Here is a 25,358-nt window from a genome sequence, read left to right as displayed (position 1 = left end):
CGCGTCGGGACGATACGGAATGAATCTCTGTTTTTGCCTGATGACGTGATTAGTAGTCTACTGCTTCGGAAGACAATCGCTGATGTGGTGTGAGCACATAATGATCGCGGCCCTGATGCAGATCCCGGATCAACCGTGGATTGTCCGCAACGGTGCTGGTCCGCAGGTACGATAGATAATCGGGGACGTTGCTGATCACGTCGCCAAATTCGTTCATTTCAGAGCGCTGCCAGAAGTAGCTGAAGGGTTCTCGTGGTTCGTCATAGCGCTTGTACCACGAGTAGTCGGACATGTTGTACTTCTTCGCCCAGACCTCTTCGATTACGACGATTCGGTGAATTGGCTCGTGTTCGGTGCGTGCAAGTGCGTTGAGAGCCATTTTGCGATGGGAATTTCCCAACACATCGTAGTGCGTTCGGGGCAAGTCCCCATACGGCATGAACTGCTTCCACGGACCCGGAGCCAGTTCGTATAAGGTGCCGCTTTCACCCTCACCGACTACGTGATAGCGAATTTCATGCGACGACCAACCACAGAACATGTCCCACACAAAGTAGTACATGACAGGGTGCGCAGTCGACGCAAAGTTCATCGTTTGCGCGCCGAGTCCTGCGAAAATCGCCGTGAGGTAGACCCCAATGACGGCGTTGGAAAGCCAACCTTTCATGATGTTCCCTCCTTGGAACAGCGACAAATGTGCGCCAGAAGCGGCGGCGAATCGTCGCAACCTGCGAGTCCTGCCGGTCGAATGCGGCGGAAGCTTACCTATTGGTCCAATTAGGTCAAGATCAAGGTGATTCCCTCAAGCTCCGGAACGCCTGATTCTTCGTTTCTGGAAACCTGCGTGGTCAATCTCATCGTAATCCCCCTCTGCCGAGGACGGGGATTGAGCAAGCGGCAACGCGGCTGGTCGGCTCTGAGGCCTTTGTTGCAGGTTTGTACTCTGGTGAGAGGTGGTCTGCCGGGGTCGCGAGGATTGCTTTGGATTCGGAAACGCCCGGGCAGTGCAGTTCGATGAGGAAATGCGGTTCTCGTGTGCCGTTGGTATACTCGTGTCGCTCATTGCGGTTGGCGTAATGGAACGCCTCTCCGAAAGTGACTTTTCGTGCAAGGTGCCGAGATGATTCGATGGTTTCTCGCTTTGGGAATGGGTATGGGAATGCTCGCGGCAACGAACGGTGCTTCCGCGGTCGATGAAGTCACTCCCAACGTCGTGCTGGGGATTCACGGCGGGATTGGCGAAGACAAAAAGGACATGACGCCTGAACTCGAGGAAAAGGTGCGTGCCGCACTGCATGCCGCCTTGAAAGCAGGGAAAGCCAAGCTGGATGCAGGTGGATCAGGACTGGACGCCGTCGAAGCCGCCATCCGAGTCATGGAAGACGATCCGGTGCTGAATGCCGGAAAGGGAGCCGTCTTCACCCATGAGGGACGAAACGAACTCGATTCGTCGATTATGGATGGCAAGACGAAAAAAGCGGGGGCGGTCGCCAGTGTCACCATCGTCAAGAATCCCATCTCGGCTGCCCGGGCGGTCATGGAAAAGTCGAAGCACGTCATGCTCATTGGCCGAGGTGCAGAAGTTTTTGCCACCCGGCAGGGACTCGAAATCGTCGACCCCGCCTATTTCTGGACCGAGTTCCAATGGAAAGCCATTCAGGACGTCTGGAAGAAAGAAGCCGAAGCGAAGAAGCAATCAGGCGATGCCTCGGACGCACTGGAGATCCCGATCGCCAAGCCCCATTACGGTACCGTGGGGGCTGTGGCACTCGACAAGGACGGGAATCTGGCTGCCGGCACGTCTACAGGGGGAATGACGAACAAAATGTTCGGTCGAATCGGCGATTCCCCGATCATTGGTGCCGGTACCTACGCGGACAACGAAACGGCAGCGATTTCCTGCACGGGACATGGCGAGTTTTTCATCCGTTATTCCGTCTCCCACGAAATTGTGGCTCAGATCAAGTACAAGAAAGTCTCGGCAAAAGAGGCGGTCGAAGACGTCATCAACCGGCAGTTGAAAGACATCAATGCCGAAGGGGCCGCCATCGTTCTCGATAAAGATGGAAAGTTTACGACGGCTCGAAACAGCGAAGGACTCTACCGCGGCTGGATCACTGCAGACGGTAAGGTCCAGGTCCGTGTCTACGACGAATGATTTTCTATCCCTTCATCCACGAGCGTAATGCTCTTCACAAAGCGGTGCGTGGCAAGATCGCCACCACCGCTTTCGCACTTCCGGACACCGTCATGTGCCGGCCCCTAATCGGGTCAGGGGGCCGATCCTGCCGTCCGACGTATTGTTCTCCGCACGTCCAGAAATTAACCGCCAGAGCAGGGCATCGCTCCAGGCGATCACGCCAGAATCGGGGCGATCGGCGATCCATCGCAAATCGTGAGCGGCCGGCCCAGGCTGTCTCGAAGCTGAAGATGAGGATCGATTCCCAAGCTGTGATAAATGGTCGCCACCAGGTCCTGTGGTGCCGTTGGGTTGGAGGCAGGATACGCGGCAAACCGGTCGCTCGAACCATACACGGTCCCTCCCCGGACCCCTCCCCCAGCGAGGACGGACGTAAAGCAACTTGCCCAGTGGTCGCGTCCGTCCGCTCCGGCTCCCGCTCCTCCGACGACTCCCTGACCGATCCGAGGGGTCCGCCCCATTTCTCCCGTCCAGACAATCAGTGTTTCGTCCAGCATGCCCCGCTCCTGCAGGTCGTCGAGCAGGGCACTGAAGGCCTGGTCTGTCACGGGGCAAAGTCTCGTTTTCAGGTCAATAAAGTTTCTGTTGTGAGTGTCCCAGTAAACGCTGACATTGGTCAGTCCGTCGTTGGGCCAGAACACGGTGACGAAGGGGACGCCTGCTTCGACGAGTCTCCGTGCCTGAAGGACCGATTGTCCATGCACGTTCATTCCATATCGTTCTCGAACGGAGGCCGGTTCTTGTGACAGATCGAAGGCCTCGACGGCTCCCTTGGACGAAAGCAGGGTGAATGCCCGTTCGTAGTGGCTGCGAGTCGCCTGGACGAGCTCGTTGCTTTCGATCTGGCCGTCTCGTTCGTCCATTACGCCCAGCAATTCTCGGCGCAGTGATGAGCGAGTGCTCGGTACGTCGGCCAACAGTTCGAAGTCGCCGACTTTGTAGTCGGGTTTGCTCCCGTCCGCATCGATCCGCATCGGATCGAAGGTCGGACCGAGCCAGCCAGCCCCCTGCCCATGCGATGATTCAACGAATCGCGGTGCACCATTCGGGACGACGGGCATCATGGAAATAAACGAGGGAAGAGGGCCCGTACCACGACCCAGTTTTGATACGACAGACCCAATACTCGGCCAATCTTCGCCTAACCCGGCGCCGCGTCGAGGCGTTCTTCGTCCGGTGAGAGGATAGTGAGTCGCGGAAGTATGATCGACGTCGTCATGGGTCATCGACCGGATAACGGCGAGCTTGTCCGCCCGCTGGGCCAGCAGCGGAAGATGCTCGCAGATTTGCAGGCCCGGGACATTCGTGTCAATCGGCCGAAACTCGCCACGGTATTCGACCGGGGCAGTGGGTTTCATGTCCCATGTGTCCTGATGGGCAGGTCCCCCCCACATGAACAGAAAGATACAGGCCTTGGCCCGTGGACGATTGCCGATGGCCCGCTCTTCTGCCATCGCCTGTCTCAGATGAAACCAGCTCGGCAGGTCCAGCCCAAGTAAGCTGAGGCCGCCTGCTTTCAGGCAGTCACGTCGATGGATCTGCTGACACTTCGACATCTGCGCGTCCTGTTTTTGAAGGCTGAATGACCAGCGCGGGCGACCTGAGTCGGTTCCTCATTCCGGAAGCGTGAATGAGATCCTCGCCGGGAACTCTCCTTTCACAGAAAGCCCGGTCAGACCGTTTCGCACCGAATTATTCAGGGGTTCATTTTAGGGAGGCACTTATGGCGTGTTCGCCAGAAGCGACCTGTCACTTCGCAATGCAAATCAACATTTGCTGATCTGTAGTGTGGCCAGTTCTGAGGCTGAAAACAACACCAAACAGTCCAAGGCCGCAGCGATGAAATCAACATTCAGGTGGGGCGAGCAGAGTCATATTCTCGCATGTCAACTGCCGTGTCAGCGGTTGTTCACCTGTTCTTCTCGGCCAGCGGGACCGCAGTTGCAACTCACGCGCATCAGTCGTCTGGGGGGCTCGCCCATTTTCAGTCCAAGAAGGTCTGCCGATGGTGATTGCGGAGCCGATCTGCGGCGCGGGCCGAACCGTTTTCACCTTTGTCGTGCGGCTACTTTCGAATCACGACTTCCGAACCTTTGACGAGGAAGTTATAGACTTCGATCACGTCTTCGTCCCCAAGTCGAATACAACCACGTGACTCGGCCTTTCCGATCGATCCGGGATCGATCGTCCCGTGGATCCCATAGCTGTCACCGAGGTCGATCCAGCGTTCGCCCAGCGGATTAGAGGGATCGTCAGCAGCAATCACTTTTCCATCCGGGCCGGTGTACGGAGGATTCACCACCTTGTTCAGAACGGTGAACTTGCCCACGGGCGAGGAATTGTCTTTACCCGTGCAGACCATGTAGCGCTTCACATAGTACCCCTGCAAATGCACGATCAACTCAAAGCGGTTCAGTTCGACGACGGCGGCGAAGGGCCCCTTCAGCACTTTGAGCTTTTGGCCAATCTGAATGCGTCTCGGTTCAGTTCGATTGAGCTTTGCGAGGTATTCCCACGACAGTTGATACTTCTTTGCGATCACCTCCAGCCGGTCGCCCGATTGAATCACATAGGGTTCGATGAAGTGCGGCTGGCTGTCGAAAAAGATGGACTTCGCAGCAGCGTCAATCTTTTCCTGAAGTTGTGGACGGAGCTCCTGGTGGTTCCAGTACAGTTTTGACAGTATGCGATGAGCTGCCAGGACTTCTCCCGCGGCAAGCTTTTCTTCCGCCGCTGCTAACTGTTCTGACACTCCCCCCTGGGCATCCTCGGTCGTACTGTCAGACTCACTCGGGGGATCTGCGGGGGTTTGATGAGCCGCAGCGCTCACCACACGCCGCGGCTGCGCCCCCTTGCGTGGCTTCGGACTCGACTCCGGGACCGGCTGGCCTGTCCCCTTCTTCAGCAGCCGGATCGGTTTTGAGTTCTCAACCAAGGGCTCCCCTTGATCCGAGTCTGGTAGAGTCAAGGCGGCAGGTTCACGTGACGCGACCTGCTCGGGCTCTTCCTGACGCGCGACGGGAATCACCTGTGAGTAATCCTTTTCCTCCGTCTGTCTGGTCACAGCGATGGTGGAATCCAGATCAGGTTCTGACTGTTGTTCGAAGACGATCGATTCGTCTTCACTTTCGTCGACGGATTCGACTTTCTCTTGTGCGGCGCGGCGTTTACTCGAGGGAGAACGATTCGGGAGCGGCAGTGGTTCCCGCTGCGCAACTTCAATCCCCAGTGTGCCAGTCTTCGCAGGTGCGATGGCGAGGGGGATGTATCCTCGGCTCCAGGAAAAACCAATCGCAAGACCAACGCTAAACACAAGGCACGTCAGAAATGGCAAGTGATTGCGGAACATAGAGCGTCTTCCGTGACGAAATGAGCCGGCATCAGCAACCCCGCAGACACCGTCCAGCCGTACTGAATTGAACGAGCCTTGAGGGATCCGAGTTCGTACTGAGGAAACTGAATGAATGTGGTTTCAGTTGGTGTGCCCGCCGAAACAGGCTTTTAGCACAGGTTGGAAATTGCATCTACACGAATTTCAGCACGGGAAGAGCCGAACATTCCGTCGAATCGATCTGGCACCGATCGTCCTTGCCTGATTATTGCGGAGACTCCGGCCGTGACAGGCAGACCCCCGCCAGGTGGCCTCCGAATCCCATGGAGACCTTCCATGCCTGATTGATGTCCCACTTTCGAGCCTTCTGCGGAGTCAAGTTGAGTCGGCAATCCTCGTCCTGCTCTTCCAGATTCACTGTCGGAGGAATCATCTGATCATGAATTGCGAGTGCCGTCGCTGCCAGTTCGACACTTCCCGCCGCCCCTAAAAGATGCCCCATCCCCCCTTTCAGGCTCGAACACTGGATTCGCCGCGAGGCATCGCCGAAGACTTCCCGAATCGCCCGGCACTCCACAACGTCGTTTGTCGCTGTTCCGGTTCCATGCAGGTTGATGTAGTCCGGGATACGGGTCCGACGACTTAAATCAGACAAGAGTCGTTTCAGTGACGATCCGGTCGTCTCAAGTTGTGTCAGGCTGTTGGCGTCGGACAGGATCTGTCCCTCACGCCATTCGGCGTAGTAAGTGGCCCCTCGTTCCAGAGCCAGATCAAGTCGCTCAAGGATTAGGCAGGCGGCTCCTTCTCCCACGACAAATCCACTTCTCCGATGGTCATAAGGGCGACACGCTGACGCGGGATCGTCGAGTTCCCGCGATAGAACGCCGAGTCTGCGGAACGAGCCGAGCAGGGCGGGCTGCAGCGAGGCATCCGCACTGCCGGCCAACACAAGGTCACAGTCACCGTTTCGGATCAGTTCCGCACCGCGCAGGCAGGCCGCAAGTCCCGTTGCACACGCCATCACTGGGCATAGCACGGGACCGTAGCCACCGATCATCTGACGTAGGACGACCGCCGCGCGGTTAGGAAGGACGTCCAGCCATTCACCAGGATTTGCGGGGAGATCACCTCGTGCGAGATCAGCTTCGAGATCATACGGTTGTCCCAGCAACTGAGTGTAGGTGTGGAGGCCTCCTTTGCTCGTTCCAAACACAACGCCTGTTTCATAGCGGTCGAGACTGACCGAATCGAGTCCCGCGTCGATCAGACTTTCATGAGCCGTCGTCAGGGCCAATTCGATCAGCGGTTCGTGATGACGAAATAATCGTGTCTCGGGAAACCGCACCGGGGCTCCTGCCAGACGAGGTTGCTCGCTCGGCCAGTGCGGGGGGGAGAGCCAGCGAGTGACACTCTTTCCCGACAGCATCCCCTGCCACGTCGATTTGCGGTCAGGGCCATACGGGGTACACAAACCGATCCCGGTGATAACGATTCGGCAATTGTCGCGAGCTGGCATTGAACGGTGTGGTCTAGACCCGGCGGCTTGATCGACAGACTGCGTATCCCGCGGCAGCCATCAGGGCAACAACAACCGCGCCTTCAACATAAAACGGGCGCGACTGCTGTGCGGAATTGGCAGGAGGGATCACGGGGGGCGCCGCAGGGCCCTGGGCCGCGGACTCATTGACTGCGAGGCACAAGCCGATCGACAGGCTCAGCAGAAGGCATTGCAATCTTGTCGTCACAATCAGACTCCGGCCAGATGACACCCACGTCCTCGTTCGTTCCGCCCTCAGACGAAGCGGTATCATACGGAAAACACGTCGTTCGCAACAGGTGGCAGTTTCAATCCCTCAGGACCTGGCGGGACACTGCATCGGCCGCATCGGAAACGGGGCAGGGGGACCCGGTCGTCCACGTCGCTACATTCCCATTCCGCACCCCGGGTTTCGTATCCCGCCGATCGAAATCGCTTCGCAGCAGGGCCCGCCTGGTGAGTGTGAGACATCGCAGTTACGAGGACTTGCTGGCGACGATCTCACACTCGTTCCCGATTCCAGAGCGGTCCACTACTTCGCTGCGGCCGGTGCCGCACCGAATTCTTTTCCGTTTTTCTTCATCGCCGCTTCAAAGGCTGTGCGCGCTGTTTCCCAGGCGGATGACATCAGCGGGATATGACAGCCCCCCTGGCCCTTGCAGGAATTCATCCCGGGATTCTCTCCGCAGCCTCCTTGGCCTTTGCAATCGTTGTGGCCACCGCAAACGGAGTCGGCCACACTCGCGCAGGTCCCCTGTCCGGCACAGGCATTCTCCTTGTCGCGGCCCAGTCCCTTACATGAGTTCAAGCCGCGACACGTGTGCGGCTCGTCCATGATCAACGCTTCTGCTTCAGGAGTCAGGTTGATCTGGTTTGCTGCTGCCGCCGCGCCGGGAGCGGCTGGGGCTGCTGCCGGAGTTCCCGCTCCTCCCCCACCATTGCTGCAGCCCAGGTTCACACCCGCGACCACTCCGCAAAGTGCTGCCAGACTCAGTTGCTGAAACTCTCGGCGGTCCATTCCGGGCTGTGTCATGTGATCTCTCTTCCTTTGGAAATCGTCCGCCCTTGCGAACTACGATTTCAACCACGAGCTGTAATCCAATACTCTGTCTGTCGTTCCCGTCCGTCATCGCATCAGAAGGGATAATTGGGGACAAAGTTCCACTGGCCAGGACCAGTGGAACCCTGGCCGAATCTCTGGTGCGAACCGACTGTTACAGAAGTTCTCGCACGTCACTGACCGAGCCAGCGATGGCGGCTGCGGCAACCATCGCGGGGCTCATCAATAAGGTACGCCCGGTCGGACTTCCCTGGCGACCCTTGAAATTACGGTTACTCGACGAGGCACAGACTTCACGACCCTGCAGCTTGTCCGGGTTCATGGCGAGGCACATCGAGCAGCCCGCTTCGCGCCACTGGAATCCCGCGTTCTCGAAGATCTTGTCCAGGCCTTCCTGAATCGCCTGTTCACGAACGACCTGCGATCCCGGAACCACAAGTGCCTTCACGCCGGGGGCCACTTTACGACCCTTGGCGATCGCTGCCGCTTCCCGCAGGTCGGAAATTCGACCGTTGGTGCACGAACCGATGAAGGCGACGTCAATCTTGACGCCGCGAATCGGCTGCTGCTCTTTCAGATCCATGTACTCATAGGCGTCCTTGATCCCCTTCTGATCGTCCGAACTGAACGACGACACGGCGGGCAAGGTCTCGTTAATTCCGACCGACTGAGCTGGGTTGATGCCCCACGTGACGGTCGGTTCGATTTCGGAACCGTTAAACGTCACGTAGTCATCGAATTCGGCATCTTTCGGTGATGCGAGACTCAACCACCAGGCGGCCGCTCGCTCGAAATCAGCACCGGCAGGAGCGAATGGACGCCCCTTGATGTAGTCGACGGTGGTCTGGTCCGGGTTGATGTAACCGCACCGGGCTCCCCCTTCGATACTCATATTGCAGACGGTCATTCGCTCTTCCATCGACATGCGATCGAAGACTTCGCCGGCGTACTCATAGGCGTAGCCGACACCACCCTGCACGCCGAGCTTGCGAATGATGTGCAGGATCACGTCTTTGGCGAAGACCCCGGGGCGAAGTTTTCCGGTCACTTCGATCTTTCGCACCTTGGGACGGCTGAGTGCCAGCGTCTGCGTTGCGAGGACATCGGCAACCTGACTGGTTCCAATACCGAAGGCGATCGATCCAAATGCCCCGTGCGTGCTGGTGTGACTGTCACCGCAGGCGATCGTCATGCCCGGTTGAGTCAACCCCTGTTCGGGACCGACGATGTGCACAACACCTTGTCGTTTATCTTTGAGATCGAACAGACGAATGCCGAACTCGCGGCAGTTCTTCTCAATCGCCGACATCATTTCTTCGGCCAGGCCGTCCGCGAACGGACGAGACTGCACGTCAGTAGGAATGATGTGGTCGACCGTCGCCAGTGTCCGTTCAGGATAGGGAACCTTCAGCCCGCGGTCACGCAGGATTGAAAACGCCTGAGGGCTCGTCACTTCATGGATCAGATGAAGTCCGATGAACAGTTGCGTCTGCCCTCCGGCAAGCGAACGAACGGAATGGAGATCCCACACTTTATTGAATAAGTTGCGACGGTCGGTCATGTCCTGAAACTCGATTTCCTTGAATGAAAAATAACGGAAACGTCCCACAGTCTAGCAAGTCCGCAGCGGTCATGCGAATGCTGTCGCGGCCAAATCCCGCTGACAAACCACAACGCATCACTTGGCAGGGTAAGGAGATCCCAATCCCTTTCCAGTTTCACGTGGCGCGGCCGGAATTCAAGCCGCCCCCCAACGCCGCGAACCGTTTCATCTACCGGCAGAGCGTTTCTGTCCTGGAATGGCCAAGCATGTCTCCGTAAAACGCATTTGCCAGTGTCGTCCTTCCCTACCGATTTTGACACGGCACCCGCCACGCCCCCCCCCGCGAATCGCTTCAACCCCGCCAGTGAAATGCGCGCTGCACGCGGTTGAGCACCTTGAGCACCTTATTGACCAAACCCCTGTTTTCAGGCATTTTCAATTAGATGCTCAGCTTGAGCATGTTGAGCACCTTGAGCATCTAATCGGTGAGACCGTTTTCGGGCGGGACGGAGTGCTGGTTCTCTTCGTAATCCTTTTGCATAAAACATTTTATGATTCCCATGGTACAGGCGGCAACAGATTGCCACCCTGCGTCAGGGTCCCTCTTCGGGACAACATCGGCTCGATCCGTTCACGCCGTCCGATCGCCAGATCCTCACCAACGCACTGTCCGGCGCCACTTCAGAGCACCTCCAACTTCGCAACTGCATCGTCATCCGCGACAGGGCCGCGGTCTTCTGTCGGATCTTCGCAGTTCTCTCCCCTGAGGAACGGTCGCGCAGGTCAGTAAGCGGTGGTGACCCTTTTCAATTCCTCCGCAAGATTCAGTCGATCATAGCATTAAGAAGTGTTGTCGCAAGTTGTCGTTTCCAATCCTCCGAACGCCGTCTGAGACTCTCTGGGCGAGAACGGTTGGGTCATCTGTACGTGAGGGATGTGGCAGGAATCTGCTCATTCCGAAAACCGTGTCTCGCGCAGTTGGTTCACTGAGTCGCTCGTTGAATTCTGTAGTGTCTTGAGTTGGAGGCGAGCATAACGCTGCCCCCCCACCCCCTGTTTGGCTCGCCGGACCCTCCGTTTCGGGATAGAGTCTCGTCGTTCGCGTCTGACAGTCTCGAAAGGACGAAAAATGCCTAATTACATCTGTTCCACGTGCGGCACGCAGTACGTCGAGACACGGCAGCCCCCTGAGTCCTGTCTGATCTGCACTGATGAGCGGCAGTACGTGAAGAAGTCGGGCCAGCGGTGGACCACGGCGTCCGAACTACGGCAATCACATCACACCACGATCAAGCTCGAAGAGCCGGGGTTGATCAGTATCGGCATCGAGCCTCAATTCGGGATCGGGCAGCGAGCGTTCTTTCTCCGCACACCGCACGGAAACGTCCTCTGGGACTGCATCCCCCTGCTCGACGGCGCGCTCGTGGAAATGCTCAACGCCATGGGAGGGCTGGCGGCAATCGCGATTTCGCACCCGCACTACTACTCCAATGTTGTGGAGTGGAGCCGCGAGTTCGGGAACATTCCGGTCTATCTGCACGCAGCCGACCGACAGTGGGTCATGCGACCCGACGACTGCATCCACTTCTGGCAGGGAGAGACCCGGCCACTGCTCGAAGGGCTGACGCTCATTCGTTGCGGCGGACACTTCGCCGGGGGATCCGTCCTTCACTGGGGAGCCGGCGCAGAAGGGAGGGGAGTCCTTCTCTCCGGGGATATCATCCAGGTCGTCGCGGACAGGAAGAGTGTCAGTTTCATGTACAGCTATCCCAATCACATTCCCCTTGGCCCTGCAGCAATCCAGCAAATCGTGAACGCAGTAGAGCCGTTTCCGTATGATCGAATCTACGGCGCGTTCTGGGATATGGTCATCGAGCGGAATGGAAAAACCGCCGTCAAATCCTCGGCAGAGCGGTATCTGCAGGCGATCAGCCATTGATTGCAGTTTAAGAATCGCACCCTCAATAAGCGGAATTCCCACTCGCAATCACTCGGCCTGAAAAGCCAAAACAAGTCAGCCCGGAGCAAAACGCCGCGACGAACGTCGCACAGCGACGGCTCGGGGTAGCTCCAACATCAAATGTCCAACAACGGCATGCGTACGCGTCCCCCATCGTGGGTTTTGTTCTTCTTCCTGGACTGAAAGGCCAAGACATGACAGCCCGGGGCAAAGCGCCGCGGCCAATGCCGCAGAGCGCCGCCCCGGGATAGTTAAATGGGTGGGCCACGCCCTGTTAAGGGCACAACAAAACGAAAACGGCAGGGAGTCGAAGACGAGTTGCAACCGAGAATCAAAACATGAATCTGGCATGCTCCAATAGTTGTGCGACGTGCTCCGACGCGACGTGCTATGCCCCAATTGACGCTACTCATTCGTAAGCGCACGGTGAAGTGCATCTTGAGCCATGCTTTAGTCTGAGTGGGTTTTGTTACCCTTCAGAGTGGAGATGGCGAGATGTCGCAGGTTGGTTCACGGAGTCGGGAGAAGGAGTCGTACTGGCGTTCCCATTGGGAGCGTCAGTCGTCGTCGGGGGAGTCGATTCGGGGCTATTGTCGTCGTCGCGGGCTTTCGGAGGCGACGTTTCATTACTGGCGGCGTCAGCTCTCGAGTCTCGATCAGGAGTTAACTGTTCGGCGGACCACTGATCCGCAGGTCACCCGCCCGCAGGGAACCGGGATGGCGTGTGTCCCAATACTGTTCGGCACGCCATTTGCGCATGGCCAAGATACTGATTGCAAGATGCCAGAGGGGCATTTTTGCTCGTCATTTGGTCAGTTTATCTGCCATGTCAGCGTGCCCGGATGCCAAAAGAGCAAGCTCCCGATTCGAATGACCAACCAACGCCCAAGATCTCGGTCAAGAATATTCATGGTCTGAAGTACTTTCGGGTGCTGCGGCCCTTCCTGAAGCGTTTACATGCGGTTGGAACCGCACGGGATACAGCGGGAAATCGACAGCTGCACATGGACCAGTATTGCACGCTGGTGCTGCTCTGGTTCTATTCTCCCATCGTCGACTCGCTGCGTGGCCTGCAGCAGGTTTCGCAGCTGAAGAAGATCCAGCAGAGACTCAAGGTTCCTCGGACGTCATTGGGCTCCCTCTCCGAATCGGTGAAGCTCTTTGATCCTGAACCGCTCAAAAAGATTGCTCGCGAGCTGGCTGACCAGTTGCCCGACGCACCAGCCCCGGAGCGCTTCCGAGGGCTGGGTAAGACCCTGGTCGCTGTGGATGGTTCAGTGATTCCCACCTTGGAACGGATCGCTCGACTCGCCTGGATCACCAACTGTTCCGAGAAACCAACGTGCGGCTATCGCCTGCATACACATTTTGAAATCCTGCGTGGTCTTCCGAAGCGGATTGAAGCCACCTCAGCCAACCCGAAGGGAGATGCGGACGAACGAAAAGTTTTGGAGCGGACGATCGAACCAAACCACTGCTATGTTATCGATCGTGGTTACATGACGTTCCGACTCTGGAATAAGATCCATGACGCAGGAAGTAGCTATCTCTGTCGAGTCCGTGACAGGCTGGCGTATGAGACCATTGAGGAACGACCGCTCACGCCCGAGGCGATCGCAGCAGGAGTTCAGGCTGACCAAGTCATCGAATTGCGACACAAGAAGACACGAACCAACCATACCTTGAGGCTGATCTCTGTCCGCTGCTCTGCCCACACCAGCCGCGGTCGACGGCGGGGACGCAAGTTCTCCAGTACAGCTCCCAGCAGCGATGGAACCCTGAGAATCGCCACGGATCTGCTGGACGTTCCCGCAGAACTGATCGCAGAGATGTATCAGCTTCGCTGGACGATCGAGCTCTTTTTCCGCATGTTCAAGCACCTGCTGGGCTGCCGCCACCTGCTGAGCACCCGACAGCAAGGAGTCGAGATTCAGGTTTACTCTGCGCTCATCGCCTGCCTCTTGATCTTGCTTTATACCGGACGCATGCCGACCAAGCGGACGTTTGAGCTGTTGTGCTTTTACCTGATCGGCTGGGTCGACTTCGATGAGATCCAAGGACACATCGATAAGCTTAAGACCGCGTCTTCCTGACGTGAGTCTTTGATAAGAGATCCGTTCCGCGTGAACTACATTCCGCGATGAGAACGGGTGCGCGCCTATATAAATATCCTAAGCGACAACCACTAAATACTAGCCTCACGTCGCGCCGAACTCCTTGTCTCGCGGGATTGATCGGGCGTGAACAGCGACAGAAAGAACGAACCCAAAAAACAGACGAGCCGTATCAAATCTCGTGCCGAACGGTATTGCGTGTGTCCCTGGTGGCTTCTTCAGCCTTATGGGCATCTGGTGAGCGACCGTCGCTCGGGCACCAGCAGCTTCTACCGCTACGACGCCATCCAATCCACCACTGCACTCACAAATAGCGCCGGTACAACAACCGACGAGTTCCGCTACAAGGCCTACGGTTCGGTCCTGTACCACACCGGAACCAGTGATACGCCGTACCAGTACGTGGGCGACCTGGGTTACCGCCAGGACCCGGATACAGGCTCGCTCAACCTCCGGGAACGGCTGTACGCGTCCAAGACCGGGCGATTCGAATCCGAAGACCCGCTCAGGGAAGACGCGGGAGACTCCAACTTCTACCGCTATGTCGCCAATGATCCGATTAACAAAAATGACCCGAGCGGGTTGAACTTCATAGATGGTAAACGCAAATCCATTCCTTTGGGAACTCCACCCGTCCCAATCGGGGACAACGTGGCCAATGCACAATCGAATGGAATAGTTTACGACGGAATCGACAATTTTCACGGCCTAACGTGGTGGCAAAAGCAGAGGCTAAAGTCTGCTGTGCGCGTAGCGATGTGGAATGATCCTCTTTTGTCACCGGGGGAAGCCTACCAGACTGTCGGAATCCCCGTAATTTACGACGGCCAACAGGCAGCACCATCAACGCCCCCGTCACCTCAGCCTGCACCTCCCGCACCGGAACCCGCCCCGCTGCCGCCTCCGCCACCACGTCCGGGTTCAACTCCTGCGCCGCAACCGGACAATGACTTGAAAGCGCCCGGGAATCCCAGTGACTGCAACCAACCGACGGCACAAGGGAATTCGAGCGATACTTTGGCGTCGCTCGATAGCTTCTTCGGATGCTGGGCTGATTCTTTGACGTTTGGCTACAGTACAAAATTACGAGAATTCGGATATGGACCACAAGCGAATGCCAACCTCACCGGTACGCCATGCAATGTGGGATATGGCTTGGGTCTCGTCCACTCCCTGTTCATTGGCGGAATCGCGAAGGGCGCGTCATGGGCTTTGAATGTCGCCCAAGGCTATGGGACGCTCGGCTTCTTGGATAGCACAATTAAATCGATGAATGGATTTTTGAAAGGGGAGTTCACCCTTTCAAACATCGTCGGTATACTTCCATTTGTTGGTCGATATCTTGGTAAGAGTATACCTTCTAACCTGCTCAAAGGACTGAGTGATCGACTCAAAACACTCTTCGATAGGCTAAAGGGGAAACTGGGACGCAATGCTCCAAATGGCAAAGTCACACTCAATGTTGTTGAGGGAACTCAGACTGCTCCTGCCAAATTTGTTCGTACACTAAAGCCGGGGGAGAAGATCCCTGATTTGATTGCTGAGGGGAAATCCGCAACGTGGGTCAACGAAGCCGAACATGCTATTGTCAGTCTTACTGGAGAAGGAAAGATTCGACGGGTTGTCGTAAGTGGCGGGCGAGATGGAATCGACTTCATTCAGAAAGATGGCAAACTCTTCTTCGAGATGGACGGTAGATTGGTCCAAGTCAGGCGAGTGTTGGGTCACACTCACCCACGGGCAACGGGGCCGTCTCAAGGTGACTTGGATGTAATGAAGATTTTAGGGCAATCTCGGTCATACATTTTTGAAATTGGAGGCGAACCCGGTGGGACAATCGTTAGGCCGAAGTGAAGTATTCACAGTCAAAGATTCTTTCGAGATCAAAGATCGGCACGGCACCGGCCATTGCGCCGGAGTTGTAGTCGTATTGGATCGAAGGATTGACTTAGACCCATCATCCCTAAACGGAAAGACCGCTGTTATCGTGCTTCCGAATGATGTGGAACTTTGCCTCACGGTTGACGAAGCCAAGGACCATTTGGCCGCTACAAGCCTTTTCTTCAAAGGAAAGGGACTTCATGAGGTTCCACTCGGGGCAAAGGTCTCGATGTCAACTCCATAAAAAGCAATTCGGGACTCAGTAGAAAATCGTGCCTACTTGTCCTCGGCCAAATTGTGGCCGCAATTCGTGCCAAATTCATTGTATAAGGGGGTGCGGGTGTTGTGAGGGTGGCTAAATTTAGCAGTTTCGACTGATTTTGTAGCAGCGAGTTGCTTAATGGGCGGCTCGCCAGTCATCGTCGGCGAATTTATTGCAGGTCTGGTGTCAGCATGCTGAAGTGAGTTGACGCCGCGAAGTCGGCATACTCACCGTCGAGTTGTTCTTTGGTTCGGCTTCCGTCGTAGACCAACACTCGGTAGCGGAATGTCGCCGACTTGCCGGGCATGGATACGCCCATGGGGACACTGCTTTTTCTGGGGTGAGAGCTGAACACCGGATACTATCCGTCTGATACGGTCAGGATTACGACCGTTGGCACGTCAACGTACGCCAGGCACACTCCAGAAATTGTGGCTGCCTATGTGTTGTTACGGTTGCAGTTCACTCTCGCCTGCCCCGAGTCACGTGCAGCGCGAGCACTTCGGCGACCGCTAGAAACGATCGCTTCAAATCGAGAACTCCTTGGCGCACTACTCCTGCGTCAGGAGAAGACTTCTCGGGTTTCGCTGCGGACGTAGTGTCGGTGCTGGCCGATGCGGCTCCGCGTCAGCTCGATCGTTTGCGGACGACCGGCCACATTGTAGAATAGCCTGCCGAACTTTCTGACCAGAGACAGCCACGTGTTGGTGTTCAGTTCCAGCTTGCCCAGAACTACTTTGAGTTGAGGTGATGTCCGGGGTCGCGTTTCACGGGGGAGTTGCTTTGCCGTCCAGTGGAGTAACTGCAGATAATCCTCCTGTGTCATCGGCAAGAAGCCTTTGTCGCTGCAGCGGGCTCCTGTACGGTTTGCAACCGGACCTGTCTTCCCTTCCCGCTCTTTAAGCGGCAACGGTGCCAGAAATTGATCGACTGACGACGGGTGTTTTTTTGCCGTGTCGTCGGACTTGCTGGCCGAACTGCGGGATTGATTCTTCTCAGCCAATGGGGCATCGCTCGGTTTGCTGGTCTCTCGTGAGGCCGATTGAGGTTGTTGAGCTTGAAGCCGGCGCTGCACAGAGGTGTAGTCGCTGGTCTCCAGACGGTCGGCCATCGCCGCACGAATCGGGTTCAGGTCAACATAAGCAGCACAGGCGACGAGGGCTGCTTCGTCAAGCAGGCGCACCGCCCGAAATCGGCTCTGCCAGAATCGGCCGACCTCTTGGTCTTCGTGGTTGGCGCGCATCGCTACGGTCTGACACAATAACCGCATCCACCAGCCGATGTCGGACAACCGCAAGCGAATCAGCTCCAGCTTGCGGGCATCATTCTGAATGAAATCCAACTCGGCCTGATTCGGCTCCAGGGGATTTCCGTGGTCATCCTTCCGGATGGGACAAAGGAGCAGCCACCGTCTGGCGACCTCCGCATCGTCCCAAGTGGCAACCACATCTGGCCGAGACCGCAGGATCAGATGAAAGTGGTTCGAGAGAATCGCGAAGCCGAGCAGGTCGATCCCAAAGCAAGCGGCATAGCGTTTGAGCAGCTCTTCGATCCACTCCTTTCGGTGATCATAGTTCTTACCGGTCAGCGAATCGGTCCCCAGCAGAAAGCAACGGCGAACAACTCGGTTCATGACATGCACGATCGCGACTTCATCGGGCGAGAAAACTTCCGCACGCGCTAACCGAGCCATGTCATCGCCTCCGATTCAATCGCAAAACCCGAGTAATTCACCCCAACGGCTGCCGACTTCAAGACTATCGAGCTTGTGTAGCAATTGTCAATAGAATATGCTGTGTCCCTATAGCCCCTGTACCCCGGTGGTCATAGTTCTTGCCGGTCAGGGAATCGGTCCCCAGCAGAAAGCACCGCCGGACAACCCGGTTCATCACATGCACAACCGCCACTTCATCGGGCGAAAAGACTTCTGCACGCGCTAACCGGGCCATGTAATCGCCTCCGATTCAATCGAAAAACCCGAGTAATTCACTCCAACGAATTCAAGGCTATCGAGCTTGTGTAGCAATTGTCAACGAAATATGCTGTGTCCCTGTTTGTTTCTCTGTGGAGGGCGGTATGGAGTTCTACTATTTAACTGGCGAGAGGATTTGCGCTGGAGACGCTGTTCTCGCTGGCGGTAAACAGGCGATTGTCGAAAGCGTACTACTCAAGAATACTAACGATGCAAGAAACTTTAGCTGTTATGAGACAGGGGGCGTTCTTTTGGCGTTTCAGGATGGCGATCTCCAGCTTATTCGTGGTAATACATGGTTAAGTAGTAGGTAAAGGGCGAAAAGATGTATTTTTCACTTTACGTGTCAACAGAATAGGCAGCGAGGGCGCGGGGACACTGCATGTTTGCCCTTTGCTGTGTCACTGTTGGATTGCATTAGTGAGTGGAGAGCGTTTTAACTATGGTTTTTGGAAACAACCCTGAGTACCTGTTCGAAAAGGTCATCTCAAACGCGCCATATGCAGGCCCTTCCGCAGAGGTTATAAGTGTTACGATTGACGATGTTGTAGATGATCCCCCATCGACAGCCTGGGCTGATGTATTTGCGCAACTGCTGTTCGCATGTCACGCGGGCGTAGAAGAATCTATAAATTTGGACTACAAGTTTGAATTTCTCGCGGAACGTGTGCCCACTGTGATCGATAAGATTGGATGCGGTGAGGTTTGCAGTCTGGCGCTCGAACATTTCGCCGAGAAACTACAGAACACATTTCCACTCGACGGCAATTTTAACTCTGATAGTCAATTCATATTGGGTATTAGGTGGGCAGTATCTCGCGATCACCTGTTATTTGGAGCGATTCTCTGCGACGATTCATTATCGAAGATAGTTAATCGAGTAAATTTCGTGAGGCCGTCCGTCGTCAATTGGGTCATGAATGTCACAACATCTAGTCGAAGCGCGAATTTTGTGGCATCAGCGATCAATAATGCGATGTGCACAGTGAGCCGGCCGCGGCTTTACGACGAACAGTGCTTTCTTGATGGCGTGAACAACCCTAACATAAGGCGGAAGCATTTCGAATGTGCAAGCGATGAACTATTGCTGTACTTTACCCAGGAGCAGTTTGAATTGGCCGCAGCGATCGTCTGTTGAAGTGGGCAACGCGGACACGACGTGTTCCAAATGACCCGCGAAACGCGTAACTGTTAAGCTATTCTGGGCTTTTCCAGTGGCCAGGGTTTGGTAAATTTTGAGCATCATGGATGATGTTGCGTTACTCAAAGAGCAGGTAGCGGCTTTGCTGCATCGCGTGGCGAAGTTGGAAGCCCAGGTTGCGGAGCGTGATGCTCGGATCTCGGAATTGGAAGCAGAGCTGGAACGGGTTCGCCGTCAGGGTTACAAGCCACAACCCAATCGCAAGCCGCCTGCGGGAAACAAGAAGCAGGATCGTTGCAAGAAGCCATTTCGGCAGCATCCCGGCGTGTTTCGTGATCCGCCGAAGCTCGATGAGATTCCTCCCGGTCAAGTTGAATGTCACGAGGTGGTGCTCGACGCGTGCCCCTGCTGCGGCAGTCGCCGAATCGAGCCGACGGGCCGATTTGATGATCATCTTGTCACTGATATTCCTGAGCCAAAACCTGAATACCATCGCTATCGGCGACATGAGTATCAGTGTCGGGACTGCGGAAAAACCAGCCAGGGTCGTGCGGAACTGGAACTGCCGGGCAGTCATCTGGGACCTCGCGCAAGGCTGCTGAATCTGTATTGCCGGGCTCATCTGGGGATCTCGCTGGGCAAAAGCTGCGATCTGTTGTCGCAGTGGTGGGGAATTCCGTTGAGTCGGGCAGGAGCACTGGGACATCTCGCTTGGGGCGGCAAGCTGTTTGCTCCCGTTGTGACCGATCTGCTCGATCTGTTGCGGCAGCAAAACTTGATTCACGCCGATGAAACCGGCTGGCGCATCAATGGCAAAAACGTCTGGGCCTGGTGCTTCTCGAATCCCAAAATTGCCGTCTACCTGATTCGGCATTCTCGAAGCGGTGCCGTAATTCGCGAGGCACTGGGAGACTCGCTGCCCGGTGTCTTGGTGACGGACTTCTACGCCGCCTACAACGCGATGGAAGCGACCAAGCAGCGCTGCCTGGTCCATCTGCTGCGAGAACTGCACGACCTGCGCCAGAAAGTCCCTGCCATCTGCACAAAGCGGATCATCGAACCACTGATCGCCTTGTTTCAAGAGGCAATGGCACTCGGCAAGCAGCGCGATGAACTGTCGCCGAAGGCTTATACTCAACAATGTGATGCGATTTCAGACCGCTTCGGGGAACTGGCAACGACGATCAGCACAAACACCCATGTTAATCGCATACTCAAGCGATTGCGAAAGTATGCAGATGAACTCTTTACCTTTTTAGATCATCCACACGTCCCCCCAGATAACACACCGGCCGAACGAGACATTCGAAGCGTCGCCGCCACGCGTGCCGACGGAGGAGTGAATCGGACGGATTGGGGTGCGACAGCCTTTGCAAATATCAAATCAATCGTTCGGACATGTCAAAAGCAAGGCTGTCAGTTCCTTCAATACGGACTTGAGTTGATCCGTGCTGTCCAAGCCCGGCAACCCACCCCACTGCCGGTCAGTCAGAACTCCTCTTGAACCACCCACATCCCTCGGGAACCAAGCAAGTCACGATCTGAATCGTCCCCATCATGCGGGAACCGGGGCCGGTGCGCTTAACAGTTACCGAAACGCTGGAAATTGCCGCTGACCCGCCGGTGGTTTCCGTACCAGTTGCAATAGGAGTCAGTTCTGTATGGGATTGAACGTGAGGGCCTGGAGCGAAGGCGCAGGCGTCTTCTCCGGAGCCGTAGCGGAAGGACCACACGTTCGCGTGAACTCCGCCGGGGTCTGATACCCCCGCGAACTGTGAGGTCGCACCTCGCTGTACTGACGTTGCCACGACAAGGCTAAGCTCGCTGCAAAACGCAGTGATTCAGGAAGAAGCCAAGGGGAGACTTCATGTTTTCGATGTGAACAGCGTTCTCCATGCTTTGGACCGGGTCAAGGGGAAAGTCAGTCACACGGAACACAATAGATTCGTGTCGAGTTCCACCGAGGTTGGTTGTCACTCCGCGGCCTCGTGTGAGGTTTCTTTCGCGTCGAGAAGGTATGCTCTGTCCCCCGGGTACGTTCTCCGGGGTATGCTCTACGCCGCTCCCGTTTCTTGTCGTTGAGCCCGATTTTCCTGTTGAAGCTAAACTGGAATGAAACCGAAGACCATCGATATCGAACTGACCCCCAGCGAACGCAAACTCCTGATGCGGCACGGATACCCATTTGAGGGGATCGCAAAGGCCCTGCAGCGAGTGGAGTCCAGTAGAAACATTGAATTGATTCCGATGTCCCCCTTTGAACTCGAAATGCTGATCGGAGACGTCTGCCGTTCGATTAACCGGATGAGAATTGGTCGCACGATGGATCAACTCATGGAACTCTGTGACCGCTTGGAAGTGGCCGAGCGACTGGGCCATGGCATGCTGGACCGAATCTAGCGGGCGGTCCGCTGTCGGAACGCGGGGCTGACAACCACTGCCGTCCGCGTCCCTTGCCAGTAATTTTTGGTTTGCGCCCCAAAAACGACGACTCGTCGGTGTTGCCATCGGCGGAATTCTGATCGTTGTCAGTTGCGACGGCAACTACTTGCGGCTCAGTCAACCCGTTAGCCTGAAATCCGGCCGCCGGGGCCACCCAGCACTGTAGAGACGCACGTTGTGTTGAACAGGCCGGTGCGACTCCTCCGGTTTTCAACGTACGACGTGACGTGTACCATCGGCACGACACTGTGTTGCTCAAATGGCGAACTGACCAGAAGACGATTGAAGTTCCCGCTTTCAAAAGAAAGTACCACGATGAGACACGCCCGGTTGCTGTTCTGTCTGCTTCTCTCACAATTCACTTTCGGCGCATTTGGCAGTGCTGATGCCGCTGCCAGAAAAGAGCTGAAAGCGGGGGCGGCACGCGTCGTCATCAACCCGGACATGGGTGAGCTCATCGTCGGCAATTTCGGAATGCCGCCGGCCACGCAAATTCATGATGACATCACGGCGCGTTGTCTGCTGCTGGACAATGGAGAGGCGCGACTTGCATTTGTGATCGTCGACAGTGTGCATGTTCCACGGGGGATTTTCGACGCGGCACGGGCCCTGATTGCGAAGGATGGCGAGATCCCCCCCGTCGGACTGATCATGTCATCAACGCACACGCATTCCGCAACGTCCTCAGGCGACTGGATGCTCAAGAGCGACGCCCTTTTTAACGTTTACCAGCAGCGGGCCATCAATGGGATTTATGAGGCCGTCAAACAGGCGAGCAGTCATGTCCAGCCAGTACGGGTTGCCTGGGGGAGCTTTGATGAGTCATCTCACCTCAATAACCGAAGATGGTACGTCTCGGATCCCGCGCTTCTGGTGAATCCGATCGGAGGGACAGATCAGGTTCGCATGAACCCTCCGGCCGGATCAGCGGCTCTGGTTCGACCAGCCGGTCCGGTGGATCCCCAGTTTTCCTTTATCAGTGTCAGGACACTGGATGGAACACCGCTTTCTCTACTTGCGAACTACTCGCTGCATTACGTGGGAGGTGTGCCCAGCGGAGTCATCTCGGCGGACTACTTCGGGGTTTTTAATGATCAGATTGGAACGTTGCTGAATGGAGGAAATCCCGTTCCGGGATTTGTGGGACTGTATTCCAATGGGACAAGCGGCGATGTGAATAACGTCGACTTCTCGGGCAAAAACAAGAAAGCATATCAACCATTTGAAAAGATGACGGAGGTGGCAACTCAACTTGCCGAACGAACGGCCGTCGAAGAGAAGAAGCTGCAGTGGCACGACTGGGTGCCGCTGAAACTTGCCGAGACGGAACTCGTTCTGCAGGTCCGTCAACCTGATGAAGCACTTGCCAGGCATGTGGCAGCGGTCCTTACACGCCCCGAAGGAGAAGCGGGGCGACACGGTTTGGAAAGTGTCTATGCTCGCCGGATTAAAAGCCTGATGGATGGACAGAAAGAGATTTCGGCCAGGTTGCAGGCGGCTCGGATTGGCGAGCAGGTGATCACTTCGATCCCGTTTGAAGTCTTTGCAGAAATCGGCCTGGAGATCAAAGAAAAAAGTCCCTTCCCGGCCACGTTCACAATTTCGCTCGCAAATGGGGGCTATGGCTACCTTCCCACGCCTGCACAGCATGCGGTCGGTGGCTACGAAACCTGGCTGGGCACGAATAACGTTCAGTTGGATTCATCAGAAAAAATCGTCGAGCAACTGCTGAAGCTGATCGACACTCTACAGTAGAGAGCGGCGTAGGGGGCACCGCATTTCCTCGTTCAGCATCGCCCGGCGAAGATCGAATTGCAGCAAGCGAATGAGTCCCGGAGTGCAGCTGTTGTTCGTTTCGCTAGCCGGAATGGTCGATACATGTCATCCCGGGCTCTTTGCTGTTGTCACCGCGTCGCACTGCCACTGTGCTGGCCCATCACTGCGTGTCAGGCAGTAGTGGGATTCGATGCGTAACGAGGCGCCGGAAGCAGGCAATGGGCACATTGAATGGATGCACCTTTGATTTGAGAGAGAGTGCTGAGCTGGGGCATCGCCGAACGAAAAGCTGCCTCTGCAAACATCGGCCTCCGAGGAATAACTGGCTTGCCGTTAGGCTGCGAGAATGAGAACTTCCGCGGGGGATTCTTGGTAACATTTGAACGGTTGATCAACATTTAGAAAGCCGGTCTTCCTGTTCAACAAGCCTCGCAGGACTGCGGAACGTTCTGAGAGAGGCGCGCAAGCGTTAACTGAACAGCCTAATCCATGGATTGCTACGAAACACACATTACTGTCGACGCCTGCAGTCCTGAAGTCGCAGAAAGGGTGAGCGATTGGGCCGCTCGGTCTCGGATGAAGTGGACCCACATTTTACTTGAAGGCGGGGAACGACCGTCTCAGCCGATGATCACTTTCTGGGGACAGGGGGCCGTTGAAGAGCAGCTTCGTGTCGCCGCGCAGGTTGGGCAGGAGATTGCTCGGTGGGGACTCTCTGTGGTACGGGTGAAAGTTGAAACGGGTATTGAAGGGGACGAGGTTCCTGAGTGCACATCGGAGGCGTGCGACCGCCTGACTCAGTACTTCGAGCATCATATCAAAGTTGTGCTGTCGGATTTCGAAGCTGTGGATCTGCTGCGGCAGCGGGCGGCAGAACGTGGTGCCCGACTCTCCCAGAACATCAGGCGTCAACGTGCAGATGGGACGGCGGAACGATTCGTGACGCAGAGGGTTTTTGGCCTGGGGCGCGTCGACGCCAGCTCGATACTGAACCAATTGCTGGAGCGACTGCGGGAGTCAGGATTCTGTATTGCCGAAGTGGAACAAGAGTATGTCGTCTTCGACTCGAATCTGGCCGTCGACTCAGGCTGGCTCTGATCCTGAAAGGACTGCCGCGTGTCACTGTTTGAAATCTTGAATCGCTTTCTGGGGAGGAAGAATTCCTCGAAGCAGCCAAACCGTCCGACCCACCCAGCCACTCTCCGTATCGAACTTGCCAACCCGGAGCTCAATCGGCCCATTGTGTTCGATCCGGCATTGAGGCAGTTCACTGCGCATCGGGCAGGTGAACCTGCCTTCGAATCTGGACTTGAAGCGGACATCTGGCATTCCAGTCGCCTGGCAGTCCTGCAGCACATGCTCTGCGTTGTCCGTCAGTCTCGATGGAGCCCGCACCTGATGCTGCGCGGCAGTGCCTTGATGGTGAGTTGGTTTGGGGAACTGGCTCGTCGTCCCGGCGATCTGGATTGGGTCGTTCTTCCCGCCGAGTGGAAAGCCCACGGAAAAGAGTCACGACGCCTGATCGCAGATCTCCTCGAGGGGATCGAGGGGGCGTCGATCGGCGACGAGATTCTGGTCCCACCAGACTCGCACGTGATGGAAGATATCTGGACTTACGAACGCGCCTCAGGGATCCGCATTGTCGTCCCGTGGAATCATACCAATTCCAAATACAACGGATCCGTTCAGATGGACTTCGTTTTTCAAGAAGAGTTTCCCTCTGAGCCACTCAGCACTGCCGTGTCAGTTGGTGATTTCCCGCCTGTGGAACTGTTGGCAGTGAGCCCTCACCAGTCGCTTGCCTGGAAACTGCTTTGGCTTACGTCAGATTCCTACCCGATGGGCAAGGATCTGTACGATGCCGTGCTGCTCGCCGAAAAATTCGGAGCAAGCGTGGACATTATTCGGGAGACCTTTCGCGTTGCCGGGGCAGAACCGACTCAGATCGAACAAATAGGAGTTCTAAGTGAATCGATAGAGTGGAATGAGTTTTTGAAAGAACATCCTCATGTCACTGGCACTGCCGGGGAGTGGCAGCAGCGTCTTACAAACTCTCTCGACTCTGTTTTTAAAAAACGCTGAACCGGAGAGGAAAATCTGTCGTCGGACTCTGACATGATTCCAAGGCGCGAGACTTTC

Annotated in this window: 20 protein-coding genes; 11 read left to right on the top strand and 9 right to left on the bottom strand. The window is 56.1% G+C overall.

Features of this window, described 5'->3' with window-relative positions; all coding sequences use genetic code 11:
• Positions 1-49 precede the first annotated feature (49 nt).
• Positions 50-667 (bottom strand): hypothetical protein, encoded by a 618-nt coding sequence (locus ACGY09_RS02215; protein WP_397570304.1) that lies wholly within the window; start codon positions 665-667, stop codon positions 50-52.
• A gap of 453 nt (positions 668-1,120) precedes the next feature.
• Between ACGY09_RS02215 and ACGY09_RS02210 the strand changes: the two genes are divergently transcribed.
• Entirely contained in the window at positions 1,121-2,158 is a 1,038-nt protein-coding gene (locus ACGY09_RS02210; protein WP_397570303.1) for an isoaspartyl peptidase/L-asparaginase family protein, read from the top strand.
• Positions 2,159-2,355: 197 nt separating this feature from the next.
• Here the strand turns inward: ACGY09_RS02210 and ACGY09_RS02205 are convergent, their stop codons facing one another.
• The 5 genes from ACGY09_RS02205 to leuC all read right to left on the bottom strand — a co-directional run bounded on the left by ACGY09_RS02205 (position 2,356) and on the right by leuC (position 9,689).
• On the bottom strand, positions 2,356-3,756 hold the full coding sequence (locus tag ACGY09_RS02205) for a DUF1501 domain-containing protein (RefSeq protein WP_397570302.1): 1,401 nt from the start codon (positions 3,754-3,756) through the stop codon (positions 2,356-2,358).
• Between the two features lie 509 nt (positions 3,757-4,265).
• A complete protein-coding gene (locus ACGY09_RS02200; protein ID WP_397570301.1) occupies positions 4,266-5,549 on the bottom strand; it encodes a L,D-transpeptidase family protein in 1,284 nt (427 codons plus the stop codon).
• 247 nt (positions 5,550-5,796) lie between these two features.
• On the bottom strand, positions 5,797-7,047 hold the full coding sequence (locus ACGY09_RS02195; RefSeq protein ID WP_397570300.1) for a beta-ketoacyl-[acyl-carrier-protein] synthase family protein: 1,251 nt from the start codon (positions 7,045-7,047) through the stop codon (positions 5,797-5,799).
• 553 nt (positions 7,048-7,600) lie between these two features.
• Positions 7,601-8,101, bottom strand: coding sequence for a hypothetical protein (locus ACGY09_RS02190; RefSeq protein ID WP_373651724.1), 501 nt, complete (start codon positions 8,099-8,101; stop codon positions 7,601-7,603).
• 181 nt (positions 8,102-8,282) lie between these two features.
• Positions 8,283-9,689, bottom strand: coding sequence for a 3-isopropylmalate dehydratase large subunit (gene leuC / locus ACGY09_RS02185; protein WP_397570299.1), 1,407 nt, complete (start codon positions 9,687-9,689; stop codon positions 8,283-8,285).
• Positions 9,690-10,800: 1,111 nt separating this feature from the next.
• Here leuC and ACGY09_RS02180 point away from each other — a divergent pair.
• From ACGY09_RS02180 to ACGY09_RS02165, 4 genes are all read left to right on the top strand, one after another.
• A complete protein-coding gene (locus tag ACGY09_RS02180; RefSeq protein WP_397570298.1) occupies positions 10,801-11,610 on the top strand; it encodes an MBL fold metallo-hydrolase in 810 nt (269 codons plus the stop codon).
• 516 nt (positions 11,611-12,126) lie between these two features.
• Positions 12,127-12,549, top strand: a complete 423-nt coding sequence (gene tnpA, locus ACGY09_RS02175; RefSeq protein ID WP_397570297.1) for an IS66 family insertion sequence element accessory protein TnpA — start codon at positions 12,127-12,129, stop codon at positions 12,547-12,549.
• The gene (locus tag ACGY09_RS02170) at positions 12,474-13,724 is read left to right on the top strand and encodes an IS4 family transposase (RefSeq protein ID WP_397570296.1); all 1,251 of its coding nucleotides are present in this window, start codon (positions 12,474-12,476) and stop codon (positions 13,722-13,724) included. Before tnpA ends, ACGY09_RS02170 begins: the two co-directional genes overlap by 76 nt.
• A gap of 147 nt (positions 13,725-13,871) precedes the next feature.
• Positions 13,872-15,599 (top strand): RHS repeat-associated core domain-containing protein, encoded by a 1,728-nt coding sequence (locus ACGY09_RS02165; RefSeq protein WP_397570295.1) that lies wholly within the window; start codon positions 13,872-13,874, stop codon positions 15,597-15,599.
• 458 nt (positions 15,600-16,057) lie between these two features.
• On the opposite strand, the gene ACGY09_RS02160 is transcribed toward ACGY09_RS02165, so the two are convergent.
• The 3 genes from ACGY09_RS02160 to ACGY09_RS02150 form a co-directional block, all read right to left on the bottom strand.
• Positions 16,058-16,207: a hypothetical protein gene (locus ACGY09_RS02160; protein ID WP_397570294.1), complete on the bottom strand. Its 150-nt coding sequence runs from the start codon at positions 16,205-16,207 to the stop codon at positions 16,058-16,060.
• A gap of 243 nt (positions 16,208-16,450) precedes the next feature.
• Entirely contained in the window at positions 16,451-17,581 is a 1,131-nt protein-coding gene (locus ACGY09_RS02155; RefSeq protein WP_397570293.1) for a transposase, read from the bottom strand.
• Between the two features lie 64 nt (positions 17,582-17,645).
• Positions 17,646-17,837, bottom strand: coding sequence for a hypothetical protein (locus ACGY09_RS02150; protein ID WP_397570292.1), 192 nt, complete (start codon positions 17,835-17,837; stop codon positions 17,646-17,648).
• Between the two features lie 465 nt (positions 17,838-18,302).
• On the opposite strand from ACGY09_RS02150, the gene ACGY09_RS02145 reads away from it, so the two are divergent.
• The 6 genes from ACGY09_RS02145 to ACGY09_RS02120 all read left to right on the top strand — a co-directional run bounded on the left by ACGY09_RS02145 (position 18,303) and on the right by ACGY09_RS02120 (position 25,301).
• Entirely contained in the window at positions 18,303-18,998 is a 696-nt protein-coding gene (locus tag ACGY09_RS02145; protein ID WP_397570291.1) for a hypothetical protein, read from the top strand.
• A 106-nt stretch (positions 18,999-19,104) separates the two neighbouring features.
• Entirely contained in the window at positions 19,105-20,505 is a 1,401-nt protein-coding gene (gene tnpC, locus ACGY09_RS02140; RefSeq protein WP_397570290.1) for an IS66 family transposase, read from the top strand.
• Positions 20,506-21,113: 608 nt separating this feature from the next.
• Positions 21,114-21,401 (top strand): hypothetical protein, encoded by a 288-nt coding sequence (locus tag ACGY09_RS02135; RefSeq protein WP_397570289.1) that lies wholly within the window; start codon positions 21,114-21,116, stop codon positions 21,399-21,401.
• A 357-nt stretch (positions 21,402-21,758) separates the two neighbouring features.
• Positions 21,759-23,198 (top strand): hypothetical protein, encoded by a 1,440-nt coding sequence (locus tag ACGY09_RS02130; RefSeq protein WP_397570288.1) that lies wholly within the window; start codon positions 21,759-21,761, stop codon positions 23,196-23,198.
• 648 nt (positions 23,199-23,846) lie between these two features.
• Entirely contained in the window at positions 23,847-24,317 is a 471-nt protein-coding gene (locus ACGY09_RS02125) for a hypothetical protein (protein ID WP_397570287.1), read from the top strand.
• Between the two features lie 18 nt (positions 24,318-24,335).
• Positions 24,336-25,301 (top strand): nucleotidyl transferase AbiEii/AbiGii toxin family protein, encoded by a 966-nt coding sequence (locus tag ACGY09_RS02120; RefSeq protein WP_397570286.1) that lies wholly within the window; start codon positions 24,336-24,338, stop codon positions 25,299-25,301.
• The last annotated feature ends 57 nt before the right edge of the window (positions 25,302-25,358 follow it).

The organism is Schlesneria sphaerica, from assembly GCF_044336245.1.
Lineage (GTDB): Bacteria > Planctomycetota > Planctomycetia > Planctomycetales > Planctomycetaceae > Schlesneria > Schlesneria sphaerica.
Note: the sequence above shows the minus strand (reverse complement) of the source record. Positions and strands in the feature narration are given on the sequence as shown.